The sequence below is a fragment of the Pseudomonas vanderleydeniana genome (assembly GCF_014268755.2).
Lineage (GTDB): Bacteria > Pseudomonadota > Gammaproteobacteria > Pseudomonadales > Pseudomonadaceae > Aquipseudomonas > Aquipseudomonas vanderleydeniana.
The window spans coordinates 3383687-3406370 of record NZ_CP077093.1; the positions used below are offsets into that span (position 1 = coordinate 3383687).

Annotated in this window: 25 protein-coding genes; 20 read left to right on the plus strand and 5 right to left on the minus strand. The window is 64.1% G+C overall.

What is annotated here, in order from left to right; translation table 11 throughout:
• Window positions 1-8: 8 nt before the first annotated feature.
• From HU752_RS15400 to HU752_RS15410, 3 genes are all read right to left on the minus strand, one after another.
• On the minus strand, window positions 9-1391 hold the full coding sequence (locus tag HU752_RS15400; protein ID WP_186676946.1) for an MFS transporter: 1383 nt from the start codon (window positions 1389-1391) through the stop codon (window positions 9-11).
• Window positions 1392-1631: 240 nt separating this feature from the next.
• Window positions 1632-2177 (minus strand): VOC family protein, encoded by a 546-nt coding sequence (locus tag HU752_RS15405; RefSeq protein WP_186676944.1) that lies wholly within the window; start codon window positions 2175-2177, stop codon window positions 1632-1634.
• A gap of 58 nt (window positions 2178-2235) precedes the next feature.
• A complete protein-coding gene (locus HU752_RS15410) occupies window positions 2236-2988 on the minus strand; it encodes an SDR family NAD(P)-dependent oxidoreductase (RefSeq protein ID WP_186675347.1) in 753 nt (250 codons plus the stop codon).
• A 101-nt stretch (window positions 2989-3089) separates the two neighbouring features.
• On the opposite strand from HU752_RS15410, the gene HU752_RS15415 reads away from it, so the two are divergent.
• The 11 genes from HU752_RS15415 (at window position 3090) to argE (ending at window position 13469) form a co-directional block, all read left to right on the plus strand.
• Window positions 3090-4007 carry a LysR family transcriptional regulator gene (locus tag HU752_RS15415; protein ID WP_186676925.1) on the plus strand — a complete coding sequence of 306 codons (918 nt, stop codon included), beginning with the start codon at window positions 3090-3092 and terminating at the stop codon, window positions 4005-4007.
• Window positions 4008-4156: 149 nt separating this feature from the next.
• Entirely contained in the window at window positions 4157-4561 is a 405-nt protein-coding gene (locus tag HU752_RS15420) for a nuclear transport factor 2 family protein (RefSeq protein ID WP_186676922.1), read from the plus strand.
• 28 nt (window positions 4562-4589) lie between these two features.
• Window positions 4590-4970, plus strand: a complete 381-nt coding sequence (locus tag HU752_RS15425) for a putative quinol monooxygenase (RefSeq protein WP_186676919.1) — start codon at window positions 4590-4592, stop codon at window positions 4968-4970.
• Between the two features lie 213 nt (window positions 4971-5183).
• Window positions 5184-6677, plus strand: a complete 1494-nt coding sequence (locus HU752_RS15430) for an aldehyde dehydrogenase (RefSeq protein ID WP_186676915.1) — start codon at window positions 5184-5186, stop codon at window positions 6675-6677.
• A gap of 325 nt (window positions 6678-7002) precedes the next feature.
• Window positions 7003-7986: an ABC transporter substrate-binding protein gene (locus HU752_RS15435; protein WP_186677176.1), complete on the plus strand. Its 984-nt coding sequence runs from the start codon at window positions 7003-7005 to the stop codon at window positions 7984-7986.
• A gap of 14 nt (window positions 7987-8000) precedes the next feature.
• Window positions 8001-8804 carry an ABC transporter permease gene (locus HU752_RS15440; RefSeq protein WP_186676912.1) on the plus strand — a complete coding sequence of 268 codons (804 nt, stop codon included), beginning with the start codon at window positions 8001-8003 and terminating at the stop codon, window positions 8802-8804.
• On the plus strand, window positions 8792-9625 hold the full coding sequence (locus tag HU752_RS15445) for an ABC transporter ATP-binding protein (protein ID WP_186676910.1): 834 nt from the start codon (window positions 8792-8794) through the stop codon (window positions 9623-9625). The genes HU752_RS15440 and HU752_RS15445 overlap by 13 nt, the downstream gene beginning before the upstream one ends.
• A 203-nt stretch (window positions 9626-9828) precedes the next feature.
• Window positions 9829-11148, plus strand: a complete 1320-nt coding sequence (locus HU752_RS15450; RefSeq protein WP_186676908.1) for a flavin-containing monooxygenase — start codon at window positions 9829-9831, stop codon at window positions 11146-11148.
• Between the two features lie 59 nt (window positions 11149-11207).
• Window positions 11208-11624, plus strand: coding sequence for a RidA family protein (locus HU752_RS15455; protein WP_054063228.1), 417 nt, complete (start codon window positions 11208-11210; stop codon window positions 11622-11624).
• A 13-nt stretch (window positions 11625-11637) separates the two neighbouring features.
• Entirely contained in the window at window positions 11638-12315 is a 678-nt protein-coding gene (locus tag HU752_RS15460; RefSeq protein ID WP_186676907.1) for a DUF1028 domain-containing protein, read from the plus strand.
• Window positions 12312-13469: an acetylornithine deacetylase gene (argE, locus tag HU752_RS15465; RefSeq protein ID WP_186676904.1), complete on the plus strand. Its 1158-nt coding sequence runs from the start codon at window positions 12312-12314 to the stop codon at window positions 13467-13469. The genes HU752_RS15460 and argE overlap by 4 nt, the downstream gene beginning before the upstream one ends.
• Before the next feature lie 47 nt (window positions 13470-13516).
• Here argE and HU752_RS15470 read toward each other — a convergent pair whose 3' ends face one another.
• Window positions 13517-14428, minus strand: a complete 912-nt coding sequence (locus HU752_RS15470; RefSeq protein WP_186676901.1) for a LysR family transcriptional regulator — start codon at window positions 14426-14428, stop codon at window positions 13517-13519.
• A gap of 327 nt (window positions 14429-14755) precedes the next feature.
• Between HU752_RS15470 and HU752_RS15475 the strand changes: the two genes are divergently transcribed.
• Both HU752_RS15475 and HU752_RS15480 read left to right on the plus strand, forming a co-directional pair.
• On the plus strand, window positions 14756-15607 hold the full coding sequence (locus tag HU752_RS15475; protein ID WP_186676897.1) for a response regulator transcription factor: 852 nt from the start codon (window positions 14756-14758) through the stop codon (window positions 15605-15607).
• 106 nt (window positions 15608-15713) lie between these two features.
• The gene (locus tag HU752_RS15480; RefSeq protein ID WP_186676894.1) at window positions 15714-17096 is read left to right on the plus strand and encodes an aspartate aminotransferase family protein; all 1383 of its coding nucleotides are present in this window, start codon (window positions 15714-15716) and stop codon (window positions 17094-17096) included.
• Window positions 17097-17137: 41 nt separating this feature from the next.
• On the opposite strand, the gene HU752_RS15485 is transcribed toward HU752_RS15480, so the two are convergent.
• Window positions 17138-17320 (minus strand): hypothetical protein, encoded by a 183-nt coding sequence (locus tag HU752_RS15485; RefSeq protein ID WP_186676892.1) that lies wholly within the window; start codon window positions 17318-17320, stop codon window positions 17138-17140.
• 675 nt (window positions 17321-17995) lie between these two features.
• On the opposite strand from HU752_RS15485, the gene HU752_RS15490 reads away from it, so the two are divergent.
• From HU752_RS15490 to sctL, 7 genes are all read left to right on the plus strand, one after another.
• On the plus strand, window positions 17996-18937 hold the full coding sequence (locus tag HU752_RS15490; RefSeq protein WP_186676891.1) for a sigma 54-interacting transcriptional regulator: 942 nt from the start codon (window positions 17996-17998) through the stop codon (window positions 18935-18937).
• Window positions 18938-19079: 142 nt separating this feature from the next.
• Window positions 19080-19286, plus strand: a complete 207-nt coding sequence (locus HU752_RS15495) for a type III secretion system major pilin HrpA (protein ID WP_186676890.1) — start codon at window positions 19080-19082, stop codon at window positions 19284-19286.
• A gap of 68 nt (window positions 19287-19354) precedes the next feature.
• Window positions 19355-20269 (plus strand): DNA-binding protein, encoded by a 915-nt coding sequence (locus HU752_RS15500; RefSeq protein WP_186676889.1) that lies wholly within the window; start codon window positions 19355-19357, stop codon window positions 20267-20269.
• Between the two features lie 32 nt (window positions 20270-20301).
• Window positions 20302-20658, plus strand: coding sequence for a type III secretion system inner rod subunit SctI (gene sctI, locus HU752_RS15505; RefSeq protein WP_186676888.1), 357 nt, complete (start codon window positions 20302-20304; stop codon window positions 20656-20658).
• 9 nt (window positions 20659-20667) lie between these two features.
• Window positions 20668-21462 (plus strand): type III secretion system inner membrane ring lipoprotein SctJ, encoded by a 795-nt coding sequence (gene sctJ, locus HU752_RS15510; protein ID WP_186676886.1) that lies wholly within the window; start codon window positions 20668-20670, stop codon window positions 21460-21462.
• Window positions 21459-22100: a hypothetical protein gene (locus HU752_RS15515; protein ID WP_186676879.1), complete on the plus strand. Its 642-nt coding sequence runs from the start codon at window positions 21459-21461 to the stop codon at window positions 22098-22100. Before sctJ ends, HU752_RS15515 begins: the two co-directional genes overlap by 4 nt.
• Entirely contained in the window at window positions 22051-22647 is a 597-nt protein-coding gene (gene sctL, locus HU752_RS15520; protein ID WP_186676877.1) for a type III secretion system stator protein SctL, read from the plus strand. Before HU752_RS15515 ends, sctL begins: the two co-directional genes overlap by 50 nt.
• Window positions 22648-22684 lie beyond the last annotated feature (37 nt).

A 22684-nucleotide genomic window follows, 5' to 3' on the forward strand; every position in this document is an offset into this window, starting at 1 on the left:
GTCGGGATTCAGGAGCGAATCTTTCCTTCCTGGCCGGCCGCTGTCACCAGTGGCATGGCCGGGCGGGCGTCGCTGTCGTCGCTGACCGCGGTCATGCCGGCCAGTTCTTCCTTGCTCGTTTCCGGGGCGAACAGGTGGCAGAACACACCGCCGAACACCAGTACCGCGACACAGACCCCCAACGCCGTCTGGATACCCAGCTGCTGAACGGCGATCGGTAGCAGGAAGGTGGCGAATGCCGAGCCGAAGCGGCTCGAAGCCACGGCCAGACCGATACCCGAACCTCGCAGGTGGGTAGGGAACAGCTCCGGTGGGTAGACGAACTCCAGGTTCACGGCCGCCGCCAGCACACAGGCGAAGAAGCCGAACGCGAGAATGGTGCCGACCGGACCGAAACCGGCGTAGGCCAGCACCGCCAGGCCGATGGCACTGAGGTAGAAGGTGCCGATCAGGAAGGCGCGACGGGAAATCCGGTCGATGATCATCAGGCCGAGCAGGGCGCCGACCATCAGCAGGACGTTGTACACCAGCCCGCCGACGAACTTGTCCTGCACATTGAGGGCTTCCAGTACCCGCGGCGAGAAGGTGCCCAGGGCGAAGAACGGAATGACCTGGCAGGTGTAGAACACGCAGCCGACGAGGGTGTGCTTGCGCCAGCGCCGGCTGAACAGCTCGGCCATGCCGCCCCGTTTCTGGCTGGCGGCAGGGGTTGCGGCACTCAGGGTGACGTGCTCGCCGAACTTGCTGCGAATGATCGCCATCGCCTCTTCGGTGCGCCCCTTGGCCATGAGCCAGATCGGCGACTCCGGTACGCCCAGGCGCAGGGGGAGAATCAGCAGGGCTGGCACGCCGCTGAGGGCGAGCATCAGCCGCCAGGCATCGGGACCGGTATCACGTACGGCGAAGCCGACCAGATAGGCGGCGACATAACCGGCGGCCCAGGCCGCGGCAAGAATACTGAGCAGGCGTCCTCGATAACGCCGAGGGGCAAACTCGGTGACCAGGGATTTACTGACGACATAATCGAAGCCAAGTACCAGGCCGAGTAATAAGCGCAGGGCCAGTAGTTGTTCAGGGGAAGTGACGAAGAACTGTGAGGCGGAGATGATTGCAAACAGCAACATGTCCCAGGCGAAGAGGGTGCGACGACCAAACTTGTCGGCAATGGGACCACCGAACAAACTGCCAAGAAACAGACCCGCCAAGGAGGCGGCGCCCAGCAGGCCCATCCACAGGGCATTGAGCTGCAAGGGCCCGGCCGCCATGCTCACGGCGATGCCGATAATACCCAGTACGAATCCGTCGCTGAACTGTCCTCCTGTTCCACTGAATACCGTTCGTAGATGGAATCGGCTCAGCGGAAGATCTTCGAATGAAACTTGACTGCTCATCGTGTCACCACTTGCTTCTTGTATTTATGGAGCCAGTTTTTATTTCCTGGCATGTCAGCGAGTGTACGACGCTAGAATTATTGAAACAGTATGTGTCTTTGTAGTATCAGAATTTCTGATACTGTTTAGCGTAATGGGTAATAGAACGCTTAAAGGGCCCACCATCGTTGTTTCTGATAAGCGGTATCAGTTCTGCTTCAGACCCCATCCGATGGTGGGCTTGCCAAGACGACAGGTCGATCACTGGGCTGCCAGCGACACCAACTCGATCTGCGAGCCCCACGGCGTCAGGAAGTAGAACCACTGCACGCCATCGGGGTTGGTGATCGGCTCGTTCAGTACCTTCAGGCCCCTGGCCTTGATCACGGCGAGGCTGCGGGCCATGTCCTGGGTGCGCAGGGCGAAGTGAGTGGCGCCGATATCGTCTTCATGGGGTTGCACGTGGTTGATCTTCGGCCCCTTGTACTGGAACAGTTCCACCTTGGCGCCACCTTCCAGCTGCAGCATGACGAAGCGCTCCAGTTTGCTGGATGGATTCCAGCGGAACTGCTGCTTCCATTCGGCCGGAATGGCCCCCGGGCGGATGTCCGAGATGACCTTGGCGCCGACCAGGTCGGTGAAGAGTTTCACTGCCGAGTCGATGTCGGGCACGTTCATCCCGACGTGGTCGATGGCTGATACCTGCAGCGCCTCAGGGGCCTCAGCTGGTGTGGTGGGGGTAGCGGCCTGGGCAATCGAGGCTGTGGCGAGGGAGAGGCCCAGCAGGGCGAGTTTTGCGGTTTTCATGGTTTATTTCCTTTGAAAGTGGGCTGGCGAGGCCGCTGGAAGGCGGCCCGCGTTCAAGTCAGATCTGCGCCTGGCCGCCGTCGACGAACAGTTCGATACCGTTGACGAAGCTGGCATCGCTGGAGGCCAGGAACAGTGCGGCACTGGCGATCTCTTCCGGCTCACCCACGCGTCCTTGCGGGATCTGCGAGGCGAGGTAATCCAGCAGGCCCTGCTGCTGCGCCGCATCCGGGCCGGCCAGGTCGACCAAGCCGGGGGTGCGGGTGGCGCCCGGGCTGATGGTGTTGACGCGAACGTTGCGGTCCTTCAGGTCCAGGATCCAGTTGCGGGCGAAGGCACGCACGGCGGCCTTGGACGCGGCATACACGCTGAAGGCCGCAGTGCCGGAGCTGGCGGCGGTGGAGCCGGTGAGGATCACCGAGGCGTTGTTCGCCAGCAGTGGCAGGGCCTTTTGTACGGTGAACAGCACGCCCTTGACGTTACGGTCAAAGGTGTCGTCGTAGTGCTCTTCGGTGATCTGCCCCAGTGGCAGCATCGAACCGCCGCCGGCGTTGGCGAACAGTACGTCGATCTGGCCGCGCTCGGCCTGGATGCGCTGGTACAGGGCGTCGAGCTGGTCGAGGCGGGTGGAGTCGACCTGCACGCCGGTGGCGTTGCCGACCTGGGCCACGGCGGCGTCCAGTTCGGCCTGGCGGCGGCCGGTGATGTAGACGTGGGCGCCTTCCTGGGCGAAGCGTTTGGCGGTGGCCAGGCCGATGCCGGTGGTGCCGCCGGTGACAACTGCGATTTTGCCTTCAAGTTTGCCGATCATGATGTTTCTCCAAGTGGTTGTTTGCTGCGATGGGAGAAGCTTATCGACGGGCCTGATTTTTCAAAATAGAATTGTCTGAAACCTATCGTTGCAGAAATGAAATGAGCAAATTACCTGATTTCGAAGGCCTGGCGATGTTCGCCAAGGTCGCTGAGGAAGGCTCGTTCGCCGCCGCCGCCCGGGTCATGGGCGTATCGGTGCCGACGGTGTCGCGGGCCGTGGCGCGGCTGGAAGAACGGCTGGGTGGCCGGCTGTTCAACCGCACCTCGCGGCAGTTGTCGCTGACCGAGTTCGGCTTGAGCATGGCGGCCAAGGCCGGGGACATCTATCGCCAGGCCGAAGAGGTGGAAAGCGAGGCCCAGGAGTTGTCGGTGCAGCCCCGTGGACAGGTACGCCTGGCTATCCCGATGTCGTTCGGCCTGCGCTGGGTGGCGCCGCTGATGCCCGAATTGATTCGCCGTTACCCGGAACTGTCGATCGATCTGCATCTGTCCGATGCGTCGGTCGACCTGATTGCGGACGGCTTCGATGCGGCCTTGCGCATCGCCGCGTTGCCGGACTCTTCGCTGGTCGCCCGGCGGCTGTGCGCAGTGACCCAGTTCCTGGTGGCGTCGCCTGCCTATCTGGAGCAGCACGGCATACCGCAGCATCCGCGTGAGCTGGCCAATCGGCAGTGCCTCAGCTACGCCTACCGCGCGCGTACCCAGATCTGGCGGTTCACCCATGACAATGGCGCTGAAGAAGATGTCGTCCCCAACGGCCCGCTGCGGGTGACCAACTCCGACGCGATGATCCCGGTGCTGCTGGAAGGGCTGGCGATCGCCGAACTGCCGGAGTTCATTGCCAGCGAATACCTGGCCGACGGTCGACTGGTACGCCTGCTGCCGGACTGGAGCATGACCCGCGGTGGCCTGTACTTCGTCACGCCGTCAGCGCGCACACGGCCAGTGAAGATCCGGGCACTCTCGGATTTCTTTGCCGAACACCTCAGCGAACCTTCCTGGCGCTGGCCAAGGTAGGGCAGGGTGACCGTGCACCCAATCATTTCATAAATGAAATGGTAGCTTTCTATCTTTGATATTTTGGATTTGTGGGTCCTTGGTTAAAGTTCATTCCGTCGCCGCCAGTCACTGGCCGCAAACGAATCGATCACCCAAGGACACCTCCCATGAAAACTGCCGTGCAACTGCTCCAGATGTACCTGGACTCCATTCAGAATCCCCGTGCCGCCGCCGCACTGTTCGCCCAGGACGGCGCCCTGGAAATTCCCTACCTGCAATCGCTGGGCATCACCAGCCGCGTCGAGGGCCCGGAACAGATCGAGGCGTTCATCGCCTCGCTGCTGAACAAGGTGCCGGACTTCAAGTTCCGCCGTGTCCGCTTCCTGATCGACACCCCCGAGCAAGCGTTCGCCGAGTACGACGTGGAAGCCCTGGTGCCGGCCACCGGGCGTATCTACCGCCAGTCCTACGCCGGCCGCCTGGTCGCCCGTGACGGCAAGATCCAGCTGCTGCGCGAGTCGATGGACACCGTTGCCGCCGCTACGGCCTTCGCACCCAGCGACGCGGCCTGATCACCTTTTCGAGACCTGGAGAATGACCATGCAAACCTTTCAGAAAGACGCTGCATCCGACCACGACAAGACCCTGCCGACCCAGATCCTGGTCAGCGCCTACTACCGGGTACACCCCGATGACCGGCAGACCTTCATCGATGCGGTGATTCCGGAAATGCTCGCGGCCCAGAAGCTGCCCGGCTGCATCTACTACGCCTTTGCCCAGGACCTGAGCAACCCGAACACCTTCCACCTGACCGAAGGCTGGGCCGACGAGGCCGCCTATGAGCGGCATGAGCACTCGGAAACCTTCCTGCACGCGCTCGCCACGGTCGTCAGGGAAGTGCGGATCCTCGACCGCGAGGGCATTCGCTACGACGTTGCCAAGCAGCACATCGACGACCCGCGTGGCAAGGTCGCGCAATAATCACGTTCCCCTTCGGACCCGCTGCGGCTGCACCGGCAGGATCATCTGGATCCCGCCGGCGCGGCCTTAGTTTTTTCCTGTTCAAGGTACAGGAAAATGCTGGTTTCGCAGCGCCTGGGGGCCAACCAGAATGCACTCCACCGCCGCAAGCCCGTCAGGTGACGGCACCGGCCAAACAACAACAGACCGCCTCGACGGTCGCTTGGAGTGCGTATGAACGACCTCAACTATTGGCAACAGCGGGCCGCCGGCCTGAGCTTTCGTGACAAGGCACTGATCGATGGCCGCCAGGTCAGCGCGGCCGGCCAGGCCACGTTCGATGCCATCAACCCGGCCACCCGGCAGTTGCTCGCCCGTGTGGCCTCCTGTGGCCAGGCCGAGGTCGATCTGGCGGTCGGCAGTGCCCGTCGTGCCTTCGAGCAGGGCCCCTGGGCCCGCATGGCACCGGGTGAGCGAAAGAAGGTGCTGCTGCGCCTGGCCGAACGGATCATGGCCCACCGCGAAGAGCTGGCACTGCTCGATTCGCTGAACATGGGCAAGCCGGTCATGGATGCCTACAACATCGACGTACCGGGCTCGGCGCACGTCTTCGCCTGGTATGGCGAGGCGCTCGACAAGCTGTATGACCAGGTCGCGCCGACCGCGCCCAACGTGCTGGCGACCATCACCCGCGAGGCCCTGGGCGTGGTGGCGGCGGTGGTGCCGTGGAACTTCCCGCTCGACATGGCCGCCTGGAAACTGGCCCCGGCGCTGGCGGCCGGTAACAGCGTGGTGCTCAAGCCGGCCGAGCAATCGCCGTTTTCCGCCCTGCGCCTGGCCGAGTTGGCCCTGGAGGCCGGGCTGCCGGAAGGCGTGCTCAACGTGGTCCCGGGCCTGGGCGAGAACGCCGGGCGGGCACTGGGCCTGCACCCGGACGTGGACTGCCTGGTGTTCACCGGCTCGACCCAGGTCGGCAAGTACTTCATGCAGTATTCCGCGCAGTCGAACCTCAAGCAGGTGTGGCTGGAGTGCGGTGGCAAGAGCGCCAACCTGGTGTTCGACGACTGCCAGGACCTGGACCTGGCGGCGGAGAAGGCCGCGTTCGGGATCTTCTTCAACCAGGGCGAGGTGTGTTCGGCCAACTCGCGCCTGTACGTGCAGCGCTCGATTCACGACGAGTTCGTCGAGCGCCTGCAGGCCAAGGCCCGCCAGTGGTTGCCCGGCAATCCCCTGGACCCGGCCAGCCGTGCCGGGGCCATCGTCGACGGCGAGCAGAGTGCGCGCATTGTCCAGGCCATCGACCAGGCACGGGAGGAGGGCGCACGACTGGTGTGTGGCGGCCGGCGCCTGACCTTTGGCGGTTCGGACAACTTCATCGAGCCGACCGTCTTCACGAACGTCGACAGCCGCATGAGCCTGGCGCGCGAGGAGATCTTCGGTCCGGTGCTGGCGGTCAGTGCGTTCGATACCGAGGAACAGGCCGTGAGCCTGGCCAACGACAGCCTCTACGCCCTGGCGGCCTCGGTCTGGAGTGATGACCTCAACCGTGCCCACCGTGTCGCGCGGGCACTCAAGGCCGGTACGGTGTCGGTCAATACGGTCGATGCGCTGGATGTCACCGTGCCGTTCGGTGGCGGCAAGCAATCGGGCTTTGGCCGCGACCTGTCGCTGCATTCGTTCGACAAGTACACCCAGCTCAAGACCACCTGGTTCCAGCTGCGCGGCTGACAGACCAATCGGGGCGCGGCGAGGTGTCGCCGTCGCCCCGGTCGTCATGCTGTCTTCGCATGGTTCGGGAGAGAGGCCGCCATGCACTTTCTCTGCCGCCAATGAACTTTCGTGACTGACCTTTATATTTTTCCTATATCCCCTCCATATATTTGATGCTTTCGTCCAAGGCACGCCTGGGTGAGTATTAACGGCAACACAGCGACAACTTGCCGCCGGCTCTTTCGAAGCGGGCGCGATGCAATCCTTTTTTGGCCCATGGCCGGTACTGCCAGATAAATAACAAACAACCCAACAGGCAGCGGGAGTGCGTTCCATCATGTCAATGACCTTGCATAAAGTTTCCTTTCATAAAACCCTTCTGGCCACGGCGCTGGTCGTGGGCACGGCCGGTGTTGCCGAGGCGGGCACGCTGTCCATCGGCCACACCACCTGGGTCGGCTATGGCACGTTGTACCTGGCCCGGGACCTGGGCTACTTCAAGGAGCAGGGACTGGACGTCAACTTGACCACCATGGAAGAAGCGTCGATGTACATGGCCGCCCAGGCCTCGGGCAAGCTGTCGGGCTCGGCCTCGACCATCGATGAAGTCCTCAAGTACCGCAGCAAGGACTTCTGTTTCCGCGCGGTCGCCGCCCTCGATGAAAGCCACGGCGGCGACGGCGTGCTGGTGGGCAAGGACGTTGCCAGCCTCAAGGAACTCAAGGGCAAGTCGGTGGCCGTGAACGAAGGTTCGGTGTCACAGTTCTGGCTGTCGTACCTGCTCAAGCAGAACGGCATGAGCATGGCGGACCTCGATGTGCAGAACATGACTGCCGACGATGCCGCCACGGCCTTCATCGCCGGCCGCGTTCCGGCGGCGGTGACCTGGGAGCCGCACCTGTCGCTGGTACGCGAGAAGGGCCAGGGCAAGGTCCTGGTCGACAGCAGCGCCACGCCAGGCGTGATCGTCGACGTGGTTGCGCTGTCCTGCGATGTGATCGACCGGCAGCCCGATGACGTGAAGGCACTGGTCAAGGGCTTGTACAAGGCCGTGCAGTACACCCATGACCATCCGGAAGAGGCCTACAAGATCATGGCCAAGGGTGTCGGTGGCTACCTGGCCGATCCCAAGGAGCTGGCCGCGGCCGCCAAGGGCGTGCGCTTCTATGACCAGGCCATGAGCGAGGCACTGCTCGGCACGCCCGGCAAGCAGGGTGACATCGCCGGCATCATCCGCCTGGCCGACGACACCTGGAGCAGCCTGCAGAACAAGACCCTGGACGTTTCCTACGGCGACCTGGTCGACACCCGTTTCGTGAAGCAATAAGGCGGAGGCTCCCGATGATCGATCGTCAATCATGGGTCAGCCGCTGCCTGACCCCGAAAGTCGAGCTGCCGACGGCCCTGGTGTTCAGCACCAGTGCGCTGGGTTGGCTGCTGGTGTTCGGCCTGTGGGCCGGGCTGTCCTACGGCGGCGTGGTACCGTCGATGTTCCTGCCCACGCCGGGGGCGGTGGTCGAGGCGGGCCTGCGCCTGGCCGGCGATGGCACCCTGGGCAAGCACGTGCTGGCCAGCGTCGAGGTGGTGCTGATCGGCTTTGCCGTGTCCTCGCTGGTCGCCGTGCCGCTGGGGCTGCTGATGGGCAGTTTCCGGGTGGTGCAGGCGTTCCTCGAGCCGCTGGTGAACTTCATCCGCTACCTGCCGGTGACTTCGTTCGTGCCGCTGTTCATCCTCTGGATCGGCATCGGCCTGGAGCAGCGGGTCGCGGTGATCATCTTCGGCACCTTCTTCCAGCAACTGGTGATGGTCGCCGACGTGTCCAAGGGCGTTTCCAAGGACCTGATCAATGCCTCCTACACCCTCGGTTCCTCGCGTCGTGACGTGATCCTGCACGTGCTCGGCCCGGCGTCCTTGCCGGGTGTGCTCGATACCCTGCGGGTCACCATGGGCTGGGCCTGGACCTACCTGGTCGTTGCCGAACTGGTCGCGGCGTCCAGCGGCCTCGGCTACATCAGCCTCAAGGCCATGCGCGGCTTCCAGGTCGACGTGATTTTCCTCGCTATCGCGGTTATCGGCCTGCTGGGCCTGCTGACCGATCAACTGTTTCGCGTGCTTCGGCTCAAGGTGGTGTCATGGGCGCAGTAACTGCAGTGCAAATGCCGGTCAATCCGGTCAGAAAACCAGAAACGACGCAGCCTCGGCTACAGGTGGATCAGGTCTGCCTGCGCTATCGCAGCTCCGACGGCAACACCTTCACGGCGCTGGAAAACGTCTCGCTCAATGTGCCGGATCAACAATTCGCCGTGCTGGTGGGGCCGTCCGGCTGTGGCAAGTCGAGCCTGTTGTACCTGACGGCGGGGCTGGCCGAACCGACTTCCGGCAACATCCACGTCGGCGGGCAACGAGTGCGGGGCCCGGGCGCGGACCGCGGCATGGTGTTCCAGAGCTATACGCTGTTTCCCTGGCTCAGTGTGCGCGACAACATCGCCTTCGGTCTCAAGCGCAAGGGCATGGGCGCCCGGGAGCGCAAGGAGATCGTCGACTACTACCTCGACGAAGTTGGCCTGACGGCCTTCGCCGAGCGTTATCCCAAGCAGCTCTCCGGCGGCATGATGCAACGGGTGGCGATTGCCCGGGCGCTGGCCAACGACCCGCAGATCCTGCTGATGGACGAGCCTTTCGGCGCCCTCGACAGCCAGACCCGCATGCAGATGCAGCAGCTGTTGCTGCGGGTCTGGGAGCACAGCAAGAAGACCGTGGTGTTCGTCACCCACGACATCGACGAGGCCATTCTGCTCGGCGACCGGGTCTACGTGATGGGCGCCCGACCGGGGCGGATCAAGCGCGAACTCGATGTGCCCATGCCGCGTCCGCGTGACATGGACATGGTGATGGAACGCGAATTCATCGAGATGAAGCGCGACATCCTCGGCCTGCTTCACGACGACTTGCAAGTTGCTCATTGATGTTGAACTTCCAAGCCTGTTTTCAGGTTTGGAAGTTGTTCTATCCGAAGTTGAAACAGCCTGTCTGGCGATATCAGATAATTATGGTCAGGCACAAGCTTAATAATAATTTACCGATGACCAGGCGCTACTTAATCTGCTGCAACGGGCTAACAACTACTGTTCATTCAAATACACCAAAGCCCTGGTGAAGGATATAACTCATGTCATTGGATAACATCGAAATCGATACCCTCGTGGTCGGCGCTGGCCAGGCCGGCGTAGCCATGAGCGAGCACTTGAGCGAGCAAGGCGTACCGCACCTGGTGCTGGAGCGCAATCGCATCGCCGAAGCCTGGCGCACCGGCCGCTGGGATTCGCTGGTTGCCAACGGCCCGGCCTGGCATGACCGCTTCCCGGGGCTGCAATTCGACATCGACCCCGACGGCTTCGCCGGCAAGGAGCAGGTGGCCGCGTATTTCGAGGCCTACGCGAAAAAGATCAACGCGCCGATCCATACCGGCGTCACCGTCAAGCGGGTGACCCGCAACGCCGATTGCCCGGGCTTCACCGTGGAAACCTCCGAAGGCACCCTTCGTGCGCAGCGTGTGGTGGCGGCCACCGGTCCGTTCCAGAAACCAGTGATCCCGGCCATCGCGCCCAAGGACGAGCGTCTTTACCAGATCCACTCGGCGCAGTACTTCAACCCGCAGCAACTGCCTGAAGGCGCGGTGCTGGTGGTGGGGGCCGGTTCGTCGGGCGTACAGATCGCCGAAGAACTGCTGCGCGCCGGCAAGCAGGTCTACCTCTCCGTCGGCCCGCATGATCGTCCGCCGCGTGCCTACCGCAACCGCGACTTCTGCTGGTGGCTGGGCGTGCTCGGCCTGTGGGACACCGAGACCATGCAGGCGGGTCGCGAACACGTGACCATCGCCGTGAGCGGCGCCCGTGGCGGTCATACCGTGGATTTCCGTCGCCTGGCCCAGGCCGGCATGACCCTGGTCGGGCTGACCGAGTCCTTCAACGAGAACACCGTGGTGTTCAAGCAGGACCTGGTCGAGAACCTCGCCAATGGCGATGAAAACTACCTTTCCCTGCTCGACGCTGCCGATGCCTACATCGAGCGCAACGGCCTGGACCTGCCGCTGGAGCCGAGTGCCCGTGAGCGCGTCGCCGACTCGCCGTGCATCAGCCAGCCGCTGCGTGAGCTGAACCTGGCCGAAGCCGGCGTCAACTCGATCATCTGGGCCACCGGCTACGCGGTGGACTACAACTGGCTGCAGGTCGATGCCTTCGACGCCAAGGGCAAGCCCCAGCACCAGCGCGGCGTCGGCAAGGAACCGGGCATCTATTTCGTTGGCCTGCCATGGCTATCGCGTCGTGGTTCGGCGTTCATCTGGGGTGTGTGGCACGACGCCCGGCACGTGGCCTGCCACATCGCCACCCAGCGCGGCTACCAGCACTACGAGGATGCGGGCCAGCGCCGGGCCGCCAGCGTCAGGCCGCTCGCCAGCGCCCCGGCCGCGAAGGTCGCCACCGCCTGATCATTCTCCCCAAGAGGGCGCGGTTGCAGTCCGCGCCCCGCATTCAAGGAAACCTCGCCATGGCTACACCGACCCACACCCGTATCCGCATGTTCAACACCAAGGAAACCTACCCCAACCAGACCCTGGACAACGACCTGTGCCAGGCCGTGCGCGCTGGCAACACCGTGTATGTGCGCGGCCAGGTCGGCACCGACTTCGCCGGCAACCTGGTGGGCCTGGGCGATCCGGCCGCGCAGGCCGAGCAGGCGATGAAGAACGTCAAGCAACTGCTGGAAGAGGCCGGCAGCGACCTGTCGCATATCGTCAAGACCACCACCTACATCATCGACCCGCGCTACCGCGAGCCGGTCTATCGCGAGGTCGGCAAGTGGCTCAAGGGTGTGTTTCCGATCTCCACCGGGCTGGTGGTCTCGGGCCTGGCCCAGCCGCAATGGCTGATGGAAATCGACGTGATCGCCGTTATTCCGGACTGACAGGAGCCTTGCCATGACCTTTTCCATCGTCGCCCGCTGCGAAAGCACCGGCCAGTTCGGCATCGCCATCAGTTCGTCGAGCATTGCCGTGGGCGCGCGTTGTCCCTGGCTGCGCCCCGGCGTGGGCGCGGTGGCCTCGCAGAACATCACCTTGCCGGCGCTGGGGCCGGAAACCCTGGACGAACTCGAGCAGGGGCTTTCTCCTGCCCAGGCGCTGGACCGGGTGCTGACGCGCAACGGCTACAGCCAGTACCGGCAGATCACCGTCATCGACCACCTGGGCCGCACCGCGCACTTCAGCGGCAGTGAAACCCTCGGCGTGAACAACGCCGTGAGCGGCGAACAGTGCGTGGCCGCCGGCAACATGCTGGCCAGCCCGACGGTGATCGAGGCGATGGTCCGCGCTTTCGAACAGGCCGAGGGGCAGTTGGCCGATCGCCTGCTGGCGGCCATGCAGGCCGGGGTGGGTGAGGGCGGTGAAGCAGGTCCGGTGCATTCGGCGGCGCTGGTGGTGGTGGGCGAGCTGCTCTGGCCGATCGTCAACCTGCGGGTCGATTGGGCCGATCAGGACCCGATCGGTGAGCTGGGCCAGCTGTGGCAAGCCTATCGCCCGCAGATGCAGGACTACATCGACCGCGCCCTGGAGCCTTCGCGGGCGCCCGGCTATGGCGTGCCGGGGGATGACCGATGAGCACCAGCCGCGAGCTGCTGGCGCGGCTGGTGGCTTTCGACACCACCAGCCGCGAATCGAACCTTGAGTTGATCGGGTTCGTGCGCGACTACCTGGCCGACCTGGGCGTGCCTTGCGAGCTGATTCACAACCCCGAGCGCAGCAAGGCCAATCTGTTCGCGACCATCGGCCCGGCGGATGTTCCGGGCATCGTGCTGTCCGGGCACACCGACGTGGTGCCGGCCGACGGCCAGGCCTGGACCTGCCCGCCGTTCGAGCTGACCGAGCGCAACGGCAATCTGTACGGGCGTGGTACCGCCGACATGAAGGGCTACATCGCCTGTGTCCTGGCCCTGGTGCCGGCGCTGGTCGACAGCCATCTGCGCCTGCCGGTGCATATCGCCTTGTCCTATGACGAGGAGGTCGGTTGCCTGGGTGTGCGTTCGCTGCTCGAGGTGTTGCGTGAGCGGCCGGTCAAGCCACTGCTGTGCGTGATCGGCGAGCCGACGCAGCTCAAGCCGGTGCTCGGGCACAAGGGCAAGCTGGCGATGCGCTGCGATGTGCACGGTGCGGCCTGTCATTCGGCCTATGCGCCGCAGGGGGTCAATGCCATCGAGTACGCCGCGCGGCTGATCGCCGAACTCGGTCGCCTGGGCCAAGCACTCAGGGCGCCCGGGCAGCATGACGAGCGCTTCGACCCGCCGTTTTCCACGGTGCAGACCGGGGTGATCGAGGGCGGCAAGGCGTTGAACATCGTGCCGGAGGCTTGCCGGTTCGATTTCGAGGTGCGGGCCTTGCCGCACATGGACCCCTGGCAGGTCGCCGAGCGACTGCAGCAGTACGCTGCCGACACCCTGTTGCCGGCGATGCGCGCGGTCAGCGCCCAGAGCGACATCCGTTTCAGCGAGCTGTCGAGCTATCCGGGCCTGGCGACTTCGGTACAGAGCCAGGCGGCCCGTTGGGTGGCGCAGTTCTGTGGTTCGCGTGAGTTCGGGACGGTGGCGTTCGGGACTGAAGGCGGGCTGTTCGACCAGGCGGGTATCCCGACCGTGGTGTGCGGGCCGGGCAGCATGGACCAGGGACACAAGCCCGACGAGTTCGTCAGCCTGGCGCAGTTGCAGGCCTGTGACGAGATGCTGGAACGGGTGTTGGCGTTCGTTCGCCAGGGCCAGTGACCTTTCCTCGCGAGGTTGCGTGCGCAACCTCGCTATCTTTCTGGCGCTCAGTGTTGCAGGCGCGCCAACTCCTCGATGCAGTACTCCACGAACAGCTGTGCCGGCTTGGTCAGTTGCGAGCGGCGCAGCCAGGCGGCGGACAGCCCCGACCCGGTGACGGTTTCGGCCAGCGGCACGCAGGCCAGCTGCTTGCCGTCATAGGTGTAGTTGGAGAACGGCTTGGTCACCAGGATCGAGAAGCCGAAGCCCTGGGCGACCATGCCGCGGACCATCTCGATCGACGGCGAGCTGAAGGTGATGTGGGGTGTCAGGCCGCGCTCGGTGAAGATGCTCACGAAGTAGGTCCGGCTGGGCAGGGTGCCGAGCAGGATCATCGGTTCGAGCACCAGATCGTGCAGCGACACCTTGGCTTGCCGGGCGAAGCGGTGGTCGGCGGGCAGCAGCGCGTAGGGTTGTTGTGGCGGCATCAGTGGTGCCGTCTCGATGGTGTGGTCCAGGTCGTGCTCGAACAGCATCGCCAGGTCGATGCTGCCGCTGGTGAGCGCCTGTATCAGTTCCTGTTGCTCGCCATCGCGAATGCGGATCTCTACCCCCGGCCAGCGCTCGCGAAAACCGGCGATCAATCGCGGCAGGTACAGCGGCGCCACGGTCTCGTAACAGCCGATGTCGATCTGCCCGGCGACCACATCGTTATCGGCCAGTGCGTTCTGCTCGAACTCGTGCGCCATGCGCAGCAGTTCCTGGGCCTTGCGGTAGAAACGGTTGCCGGCCGGAGTCAGCGACATGCCGTTGGCGTGCTGGCGGATGAACAGCTGGACGTTGAAGCTGTCCTCGAGCTGGCGGATGGCGGTGGAGACCGAAGGCTGCGCGATATAGAGCTTGCGCGAGGCCTCGGCGACGCTGCCGCATTCGACGACGGCGGTGAAGTACTTCAACTGGCGAAGGTTATAGGCAGCCACGGAATCCTCTCATCAGATACGTTTCGCCCACCTTGAGGCGTCTTGAACCCCGTTGGCGGACGTGGGGGCAGCGTTTCATTATCCTGGCATGCCGGTGCCGTGGGGTATCAGCTTTTTTATGCTCAGACACCTCATGAAATCCTATGCAAGCGCCCTGCCGTGGTGCACAACCATGAGCCTCACGAGAAGCGCCAACGGTCGCCGCAGGCGGCTTCGCGACGCTCACCCTAAAGGGTGATAGGCCGCTTGCCCGACTGATGAGAAGATTCTCCGTGCCGGAAATCTCCACCTTCGCCGGCAGGTAATGAACGGTAAAAGGCCGCCTCGATGGCAAGCAATCGACTGACCACCCAAGACTGGTATCGCCACCTGGCCAACGTCACCTGCGTGATCGGCCAGCCCGGTTTCGTCGATGCCCTGTTTGCGGCGCTGTGCTACCTGGCCCCGAGCCAGGGCACCATGGTCTATCTGTTTCCGCGCCAGGGCCTGCCGTCGGCATTGGCCGAGACCCAGGACGACGGACCCTGGCTGCCGCAGGGCAGCATCCGCGAATACATCGACGGTCACTGCCTGCTGTGTCCGTTCTACCGGGCGGCAATGGAGGGCGCGAGCGCCGGCTGCTACCAACTGGCCGACGTGGCCCCGGACCATTTCAAGCGCAGCGAGTACTACCTGAGCTTCTACCAGCACTCGCACCTGGAGGACGAGGTGAACTACCTGGTGCCGCTGGGCACGGAGCTGGTGATCGCGGTCGAACTGGCCACCACCGGCACCTACAGCGCCAGCCAGGTGCGCGACCTCAAGTGCGTGACCCCGTGGGTACTGGCGGTGGTGAGCCAGCACTGGCGATATCTGGAGAGCCAGGTGCTGGGCGGGCGCTTCGAAAGTGCGATCGAACGGCAGGTCAGCAGTGCCCTGAGCAACTTTGGCGCCTCGGTGCTGACCGAGCGCGAGTGCGGCATCGTGCAGCTGTTGCTGCGCGGTTATTCGAGCAAGTCCCTGGCCGAGCGCCTGGGCGTGTCCGAAGACACCATCAAGAGTCACCGCAAGAACATCTACGTGAAACTGGACATTTCCTCGCAGTCGGAACTGTTCTCGCTGTTCATCAATTCCCTGGCCCTGGCCCGGGACGGCCTGGGCAAGGACCCGCTGGCGTACTACCTCGACCACCGACACTGATTGATATCCCGCTGCAACGCTGGCCTGGTCCCGAATCAAGCGCGGACCGGGCCATACGGCAGGCTGCTGCCTGGAAAAAGACAACAACACGATAGGAATCATGACCATGAACGCCCCCGTTACCCCACAACGCACCACCCGTGACTACCAGGCGGCCGACGCCGCCCACCACATTCACGCCTTCCTCGACCAGAAGGCCCTCAATGCCGAAGGCCCGCGGGTGATGGTGCGTGGCGAAGGCCTGCACCTGTGGGACAACGACGGCAAGCGTTACCTGGACGGCATGTCCGGCCTGTGGTGCACCCAGCTGGGTTATGGCCGCAGGGACCTGACGGCCGCCGCCGCGACGCAGATGGACCAGTTGGCGTACTACAACATGTTCTTCCACACCACCCACCCGGCGGTGGTCGAGCTTTCCGAGCTGCTGTTCAGCCTGCTGCCCGCTCACTACAGCCACGCCATCTACACCAACTCCGGCTCCGAGGCCAACGAGGTGCTGATCCGTACCGTGCGCCGTTATTGGCAGGTGGTGGGCAAGCCGCAGAAGAAGATCATGATCGGTCGCTGGAACGGCTACCACGGCTCGACCCTGGCGGCCACCGCCCTGGGCGGGATGAAGTTCATGCACGAAATGGGCGGGCTGATCCCGGATGTCGCACACATCGACGAGCCGTACTGGTACGCCCAGGGCGGCGAACTGACCCCGGCCGAGTTCGGCCGTCGTTGTGCGCTGCAGCTGGAAGATAAGATTCTCGAACTGGGCGCCGAGAACGTCGCCGGCTTCATCGCCGAGCCGTTCCAGGGCGCGGGCGGCATGATCTTCCCGCCAGAGAGCTACTGGCCGGAGATCCAGCGCATCTGCCGTCAGTACGACGTGCTGCTGTGCGCCGACGAAGTGATCGGCGGGTTTGGCCGAACCGGTGAGTGGTTCGCGCACGAGTACTTCGGCTTTCAGCCGGACACCCTGTCGATCGCCAAGGGCCTGACCTCCGGCTACATCCCGATGGGTGGCCTGGTGCTGAGCAAGCGTATCGCCGAGGCGCTGGTGGAGCAGGGCGGGGTGTTCGCCCACGGCCTGACCTATTCCGGCCACCCGGTGGCCGCCGCCGTGGCGATCGCCAACCTCAGGGCGCTGCGCGACGAAGGCATCGTCAAGCGCGTGAAGGACGACACCGGCCCGTACCTGCAGCGCTGCCTGCGCGAGGTGTTCGAGCAGCACCCGCTGATCGGTGAAGTGCAGGGCGCCGGCCTGGTGGCGGCGTTGCAGTTCGCCGAAGACAAGGGCACCCGCAAGCGGTTCGCCAACGAGAACGATATTGCCTGGCGCTGCCGGACCATCGGTTTCGAAGAGGGCCTGATCATTCGTTCGACCCTGGGACGGATGATCATGGCGCCGGCACTGGTGGCCGGACGTAGCGAGATCGACGAACTGGTCGAAAAGACCCGTATCGCCGTCGACCGCACGGCGCAGGAGCTGGGGCGCCTGTGAATCGGCTGGCACGCCGCCGCAACCCTGCTGCGGCGAGCAGGCTAGCGCTGGGTGAAGGCCAGCTTTGCGGCCAGCACAGCGAAGGCGGCGGCAACGCTGCGTCGCATCCCATTCTGGACGGCGCTGCTGGAGATGACAGGCTGGCGTACTGACGCCGCCAAGGCACCATAGGCGGCAAACACCACGAACTTCAGCCCAATGAACACCAGGCTCAGCTCCAGCATCTGCTGGACTGGGCCTGTTTCGCTTGGGCTAGTGCCGGCCGGGTGAACTCCGAATCGCCGGCCGAGCCCTCCGTCAGATCCCGTATCGTCTCGGCCAGCGTCGTCGGCTCGAAGCACAGCATCCGCCAGCGCTTCATGCTGAATCGTTCGTTTGCCAGAGTCCCAGGGTACCCCGATTGACACCGCATTGTGCAACATCTGCTGTTTCATGACCGTCAGGCGGGCGGTATCTATAGATAGACTCAATAGTCAAAGGGCTATAGAGGTTACCTATGATCGGACTATTGAATTTCAATTTTGAGTTTGAATAGCGCATCATTAGACTCGCCCCGGGCCCATGGAGACGGCCCCGTGCCTGCTTGGTCAGGGTTTTGTCGTTGGCACCTGGAAGGTATCGCGTGCGCAACTCCCTAAGCGTCGGCCCGATTGACAGCGCCGTCGCCGATTTGCCCAAATAGGCGGCGACAATCCTCGGGCATTGTCGCACCGGTTCACCCGAACCGGCTGCGCGATGATCGAAACTGCCGGCATGTAGCGCCCAAAAAAATAATGGTGTGGCGGGAATACTCTCAAGCTTCTGATGTCCATCGGTTTTCCGTACGTGGGGGTAGGGAAGGCATGACGCTTTGTATTCCTCGATACCAAGACAAGTGATCATCATCGTGAGGGAGCAAGATGACTGGGGGCTTTTTCGATAGTGATACCACGCAGCGGGAACACGAGGTTCTCGACAACGTGGGAGCCTTGCAAGCGTTTGTCAGAAAGGCCGCGCCACTGAAGATCGATATGGTCCTCGAGGGAGAAACCGGTACTGGTAAAGACACCCTGGCCCGCCGTATCCATGAATTGTCCGGCCGTGACGGGCAACTGGTGGCACTCAATTGCGCGGCGGTTCCGGAGCAACTGGCCGAGAGCGAGCTGTTCGGGGTCATGGCCGGAGCCTATACCGGTGCGTCGAAGTCTCGCGCCGGCTACATCGAGGCCTCCAACGGCGGTACGCTGTATCTGGACGAGATCGACAGCATGCCGCTGCTGCTCCAGGCCAAGCTGCTGCGGGTCCTGGAAATGCGGGGTATCGAACGCCTGGGCTCGACACGCTTCGTGCCGCTGGACCTGCGGGTGATCGTCGCCACCCAGACTCCGCTGGAAAAGCTGGTGGAGGAAGGCAAGTTTCGTCGTGACCTGTTTTTTCGCCTGAATGTGATCAAGATCCAGTTGCCGACCCTGCGTTCCGGCCTGCAGCACATCCAGCCGTTGTTCCGGCGGTTTGTCCGCGAGGCGGCCGAGCGTCATCACCAACCGATCCCCGAACCTGACCCGCACCTGCTCAAGAGCCTGCTCAGCCATCGCTGGCCCGGCAATATCCGTGAGCTCAAGTGCGCCGCCGAACGTTTCGTGCTGGGCATGCCGCCACTGCAGAGCATCGACCCGTTCGCTTCCTGCCGGGCGCAGGCGCCGCTCAAGAGCCACCTGCGCCTGTTCGAGAAGACCCTGATCCTCGATTGCCTGGAGCGCCACGCCAAGTGCATCGACGCGGTGGTCAGCGAGCTGGGCATTCCCCGGCGCACGCTCTATCACCGCATGAAAACGCTGAGTATCGACTCCCCCGAGCTCTGATCACGCTTGCCTGCAATCGCGCCGAGCAGGTCACTGCAGCGCAATTTGCTCCGCTCATGGAACCGCCGCCGGTAATCGACCACTCATTGTTCGAACACCATTTGGGTGCTCAAACAACCTTCGATTACTAGGAGTAACAACTATGGCCGGTACCGCATCCCTTGGCGCTTCGATGGCTGCCATGCAGCAAATGGACTCCACCGCAGCTGCCACCACCACCATGAACGCCCAGGCCCAGTCCAACAAGATGATGACCGATACCGTCAACGGTATCGCCAGCGCCTACCAGGACTCTGCCACCAAGGCGCAGAACGCCGCGCAGCAAACCGGCAAGGCGATCAACTACTAAGTGGTCGTGGGCCCTCTTGACCGTGGTCGAGAGGGCCATGACTCGTGCAGTCAAGCAGGAGCCTATCTATGTTTTCCACTTCGATTAGCCTGCCGCAAACCGGCTCGTTCCAGGGCGGTTTCAGCGCCGCCGGCCTGGGCGGTGCGCAGGGCAGTTCCGACGACACCGCTGGCCAGATCGCATCGCTGCTCAGCGACGCACTGTTCGAAAAGTCCGGTAGCGGCGCCAACATCCGTGATGCGAAGAACCCGCTGCTGGGGATGATCGCCGACCACATGGACAAGAACATCGGCGAATTCGGCAAGCCCGATGACGCCAATGGCAAGGTGCGCACCTGGCGCGACGAGCTGGGCGAGGACAACTACCTCGACAAGGACGAAAAGGCCGCGTTCACCAAGGGCCTGGAAAGCCTGATCAAGGACATTCTCGGCGGTGGCAGCCAGCAGGCTGGCAGCCCGTTCGGTGGTGCGGCCAACAGCGGCTGGAATCCATCGAGCACTGGCACCGGCCACGGCGGTGGCATCCAGGAACTGTTGTCGTCACTGCTGGGCAACCTGGGCGAGGAGAAGCTCGACAACCTGCTCAAGCCCACCGGCAACCCGATTCGCGATGCCCGTGGCGAGATGGCCTTCTCCAACGATGACAAGGACGTGCTCAAGGAAGTCGCGCGCTTCATGGACATGCACCCGGAAGAGTTCGGCAAGCCCGATGGCAAGTCCAAGGACTGGATGGGCGAGCTGTCCGAGGGCGACCTGTACATGTCGCGCAACGAGAGCAAGCAGTTCCAGAAGGCCATCGACCTGATCAAGGGCGAGGTCAAGGGCAGCGCTCAGGGCAACTCGCTGGGTGGACTGTTCCCCAATGCCGAGCAGAACTTCCAGAACGGCGGCGCGGGCAACACGCTCAAGACCGACGCGAGCATTGCCGCTGGCAACGTGCTGTCGGTGGTGATGCAGCAAAGCGCCACCAGCTATCGCGGCTGAATGTAAACCTTCGTCCTGGCAGGAGAGCTTGAATGGCGATTACAGGGGTAACAGCTGGACACCCGGCGGTATCCGGGGGCGAGGCGCTGCCGGTCAGGCCGCCTGCCGAGGCGGACATTGCCTGGTTCAACCTGCAGATGCAGCAGGTGGCGGCGCGTGGAGCGCCGAGTGAACCCACCGCATCACCGATTTCCCAGGCCGGTACGGCGCTGCAGAAGGGCGCCGACCGGGCTGACCGCGACCTGCAGCGGGCGGCGCGATCCACCGATCCGCAGCAGGCGTTGCAGGCCAACCGCTCGCTGTCATCGTTCTACCTGCAGAGCCTGCTCAGCGCCAAGCTGGTGAGCAAGGCGGCGCAGAGCGTGGAAAAACTCACCAGTCTTCAATAAGGCACAACCATGCATCCCAAGGTGCTCGGGCCGCTGCTGGCGGCCTTGATGATCCTGCTGCTGGCGGGCTGTGGCGAACGCATGGAACTGCATCGCGACTTGTCCGAACAGGACGCCAACGAGGTGGTGGCGGAACTGGCCGGCAAGCATATCGAGGCGCAGAAGCGCCTGGACAAGAACGGCGTTGCCGTGCTGGTGGCGACCCGTGATATCTCCCGCGCCGTGCGGGTGCTCGATGCCGCGGGGCTGCCACATCGTTCGCGTTCGAGCCTGGGCGAGGTGTTTCGCAAGGAAGGGGTGATTTCCTCGCCCCTGGAGGAACGCGCCCGCTACCTCTACGCCTTGTCGCAGGAACTGGAACAGACCCTGTCGCAGATCGACGGCGTGGTGGTGGCGCGGGTGCATGTGGTCCTGCCCGAGCGCATCGCGCCGGGTGAGCCGGTGCAGCCGGCGTCCGCCGCGGTGTTCATCAAGCACCGCCCCGAGCTCGATCCGGACAGCGTGCTGCCACGGATCCGGCGCATGGTCGCCAGCAGTATCCCGGGCATCGGCGGTGCCGATGACAAGAAACTCGCTGTGGTCTTCGTGCCGGCCCAGGGCTACCGCGAAACGGTGGAAATGGTCGAGATCGGCCCCTTCAGCCTGACCCGCGAGCGCTGGCAGTTCTGGCAGTGGCTGCTGGGATTGTGCGCCGTGGCTCTGGTGCTGCTGCTCGGTGGCCTGCTGGCATTGAATCCGGGTTGGCGCCAGCGGCTGTTCAAGGGAGCGGGGGGCATGAAGCCCGCGCCGACCGATCCGGCATGAACACCTTGTCGATCTCCGAACCGCAGGCGCTGGCCTGGGTCCGCTGGTGGGTGGCGAGTGGGCAGGGGGCCGATACCAGCTGGCAACTGGGCAGGGCGTCCCTGGGGCCTGAATGGCAAGCCCGGTTGCGCGCCGCCCCACCCTGGGTCGAACAACACCTGGGCCTGCGCGCGGCCTGGCCCGAGCCGCCCAATCCCGGGCTGCTGCCGTTGCTGGGACTGGATGCGGGCCAGTGGCAGCGCGTGTTGCAGCTGGCGGTGGCGGTCTGTTCCGGCAGCCAGTCCGAGACCGGCCTGGTACTCGATGAAGCCGACCGGACCTGGTGCCGGCGACTGGGTCGGGCGTTGCAGCCCGGGCACTGGTTGCCCGGCCACTGGCACGACGGAGGGATCGAGCTCCAGGGGCTGCGCCTGCTGCGAGCCTGGGTGGGCGAGCCCGTGTGGCAGCGACTGCGCCTGGGCTTTGCCCGTCCAATGGTCGAGGCGGCCGAGCAGCAGGCCTTCGAGGAACTGCCGCCGGCACGTTTGAATGCCCTGTGGCAGGCCGTTGGTTGGTACGCCCTCACTTTCATCACACAAGGACCGTTCCATGTTGACCCGTCGCAGCCTGAGCTTGAGTCATCCCCAGGCGTTGCCTAGCGGCCCCGTACTGCGTCGCGAAATCCTCCAGGACAGCCTGCTCGCCGAGCAGTTGCTCGAAGCCGCCAGGGCCGAAGCCCAGGCCTTGCTGGAGGACGCTCGGCAGCAAGCCGCCCGGTTGCGTGAAGAGGCCAGGGCCAGTGCCCAGGCCGAGGCCTGGCGCCAGGCGGATACCATGCTGGCGGACTGGCAGGTGCAACGCCAGCAGATGTGGGAGCAGATCACGCACCATGCACAAACCCTGGTGGGCCAGGCATGGCAGCAGTTGACGGGCGAGCAGGACGACCCCGTGCGCATCGAGGCGTTGATCCGCCAACTGGCTACGACGCAGCCCCAGGACGAGCCCGGCGTGCTGCATTGCCATCCCGATTGGGTAGGGGCCGCGACCGACTGCCTGCAACTCGTCCAGGCGGCCTGGAGCGTGCGTGCCGACCCGCAACTGGCGGCGGACACCCTGTGCCTGCGGACCGAGCAGGGCGAGTTCAGCCTGGGCTGGGGCAGCCTGGTCCAGGCCCTGTGGCCGGAGCCTGCCACCACCCAGGCGTGATCGACAGGCAATGATCGCCCGCGGTGATGGAACCAAC

Excerpts from the sequence above, each read along its gene's own strand:
- HU752_RS15400 (WP_186676946.1), bottom strand. The coding sequence starts at position 1,391 with ATGAGCAGTCAAGTTTCATTCGAAGATCTTCCGCTGAGCCGATTCCAT.
- HU752_RS15405 (WP_186676944.1), bottom strand. The coding sequence starts at position 2,177 with ATGAAAACCGCAAAACTCGCCCTGCTGGGCCTCTCCCTCGCCACAGCC.
- HU752_RS15410 (WP_186675347.1), bottom strand. The coding sequence starts at position 2,988 with ATGATCGGCAAACTTGAAGGCAAAATCGCAGTTGTCACCGGCGGCACC.
- HU752_RS15415 (WP_186676925.1), top strand. The coding sequence starts at position 3,090 with ATGAGCAAATTACCTGATTTCGAAGGCCTGGCGATGTTCGCCAAGGTC.
- HU752_RS15420 (WP_186676922.1), top strand. The coding sequence starts at position 4,157 with ATGAAAACTGCCGTGCAACTGCTCCAGATGTACCTGGACTCCATTCAG.
- HU752_RS15425 (WP_186676919.1), top strand. The coding sequence starts at position 4,590 with ATGCAAACCTTTCAGAAAGACGCTGCATCCGACCACGACAAGACCCTG.
- HU752_RS15430 (WP_186676915.1), top strand. The coding sequence starts at position 5,184 with ATGAACGACCTCAACTATTGGCAACAGCGGGCCGCCGGCCTGAGCTTT.
- HU752_RS15435 (WP_186677176.1), top strand. The coding sequence starts at position 7,003 with ATGACCTTGCATAAAGTTTCCTTTCATAAAACCCTTCTGGCCACGGCG.
- HU752_RS15440 (WP_186676912.1), top strand. The coding sequence starts at position 8,001 with ATGATCGATCGTCAATCATGGGTCAGCCGCTGCCTGACCCCGAAAGTC.
- HU752_RS15445 (WP_186676910.1), top strand. The coding sequence starts at position 8,792 with ATGGGCGCAGTAACTGCAGTGCAAATGCCGGTCAATCCGGTCAGAAAA.
- HU752_RS15450 (WP_186676908.1), top strand. The coding sequence starts at position 9,829 with ATGTCATTGGATAACATCGAAATCGATACCCTCGTGGTCGGCGCTGGC.
- HU752_RS15455 (WP_054063228.1), top strand. The coding sequence starts at position 11,208 with ATGGCTACACCGACCCACACCCGTATCCGCATGTTCAACACCAAGGAA.
- HU752_RS15460 (WP_186676907.1), top strand. The coding sequence starts at position 11,638 with ATGACCTTTTCCATCGTCGCCCGCTGCGAAAGCACCGGCCAGTTCGGC.
- argE (WP_186676904.1), top strand. The coding sequence starts at position 12,312 with ATGAGCACCAGCCGCGAGCTGCTGGCGCGGCTGGTGGCTTTCGACACC.
- HU752_RS15475 (WP_186676897.1), top strand. The coding sequence starts at position 14,756 with ATGGCAAGCAATCGACTGACCACCCAAGACTGGTATCGCCACCTGGCC.
- HU752_RS15480 (WP_186676894.1), top strand. The coding sequence starts at position 15,714 with ATGAACGCCCCCGTTACCCCACAACGCACCACCCGTGACTACCAGGCG.
- HU752_RS15485 (WP_186676892.1), bottom strand. The coding sequence starts at position 17,320 with ATGCTGGAGCTGAGCCTGGTGTTCATTGGGCTGAAGTTCGTGGTGTTT.
- HU752_RS15490 (WP_186676891.1), top strand. The coding sequence starts at position 17,996 with ATGACTGGGGGCTTTTTCGATAGTGATACCACGCAGCGGGAACACGAG.
- HU752_RS15495 (WP_186676890.1), top strand. The coding sequence starts at position 19,080 with ATGGCCGGTACCGCATCCCTTGGCGCTTCGATGGCTGCCATGCAGCAA.
- HU752_RS15500 (WP_186676889.1), top strand. The coding sequence starts at position 19,355 with ATGTTTTCCACTTCGATTAGCCTGCCGCAAACCGGCTCGTTCCAGGGC.
- sctI (WP_186676888.1), top strand. The coding sequence starts at position 20,302 with ATGGCGATTACAGGGGTAACAGCTGGACACCCGGCGGTATCCGGGGGC.
- sctJ (WP_186676886.1), top strand. The coding sequence starts at position 20,668 with ATGCATCCCAAGGTGCTCGGGCCGCTGCTGGCGGCCTTGATGATCCTG.
- HU752_RS15515 (WP_186676879.1), top strand. The coding sequence starts at position 21,459 with ATGAACACCTTGTCGATCTCCGAACCGCAGGCGCTGGCCTGGGTCCGC.
- sctL (WP_186676877.1), top strand. The coding sequence starts at position 22,051 with ATGTTGACCCGTCGCAGCCTGAGCTTGAGTCATCCCCAGGCGTTGCCT.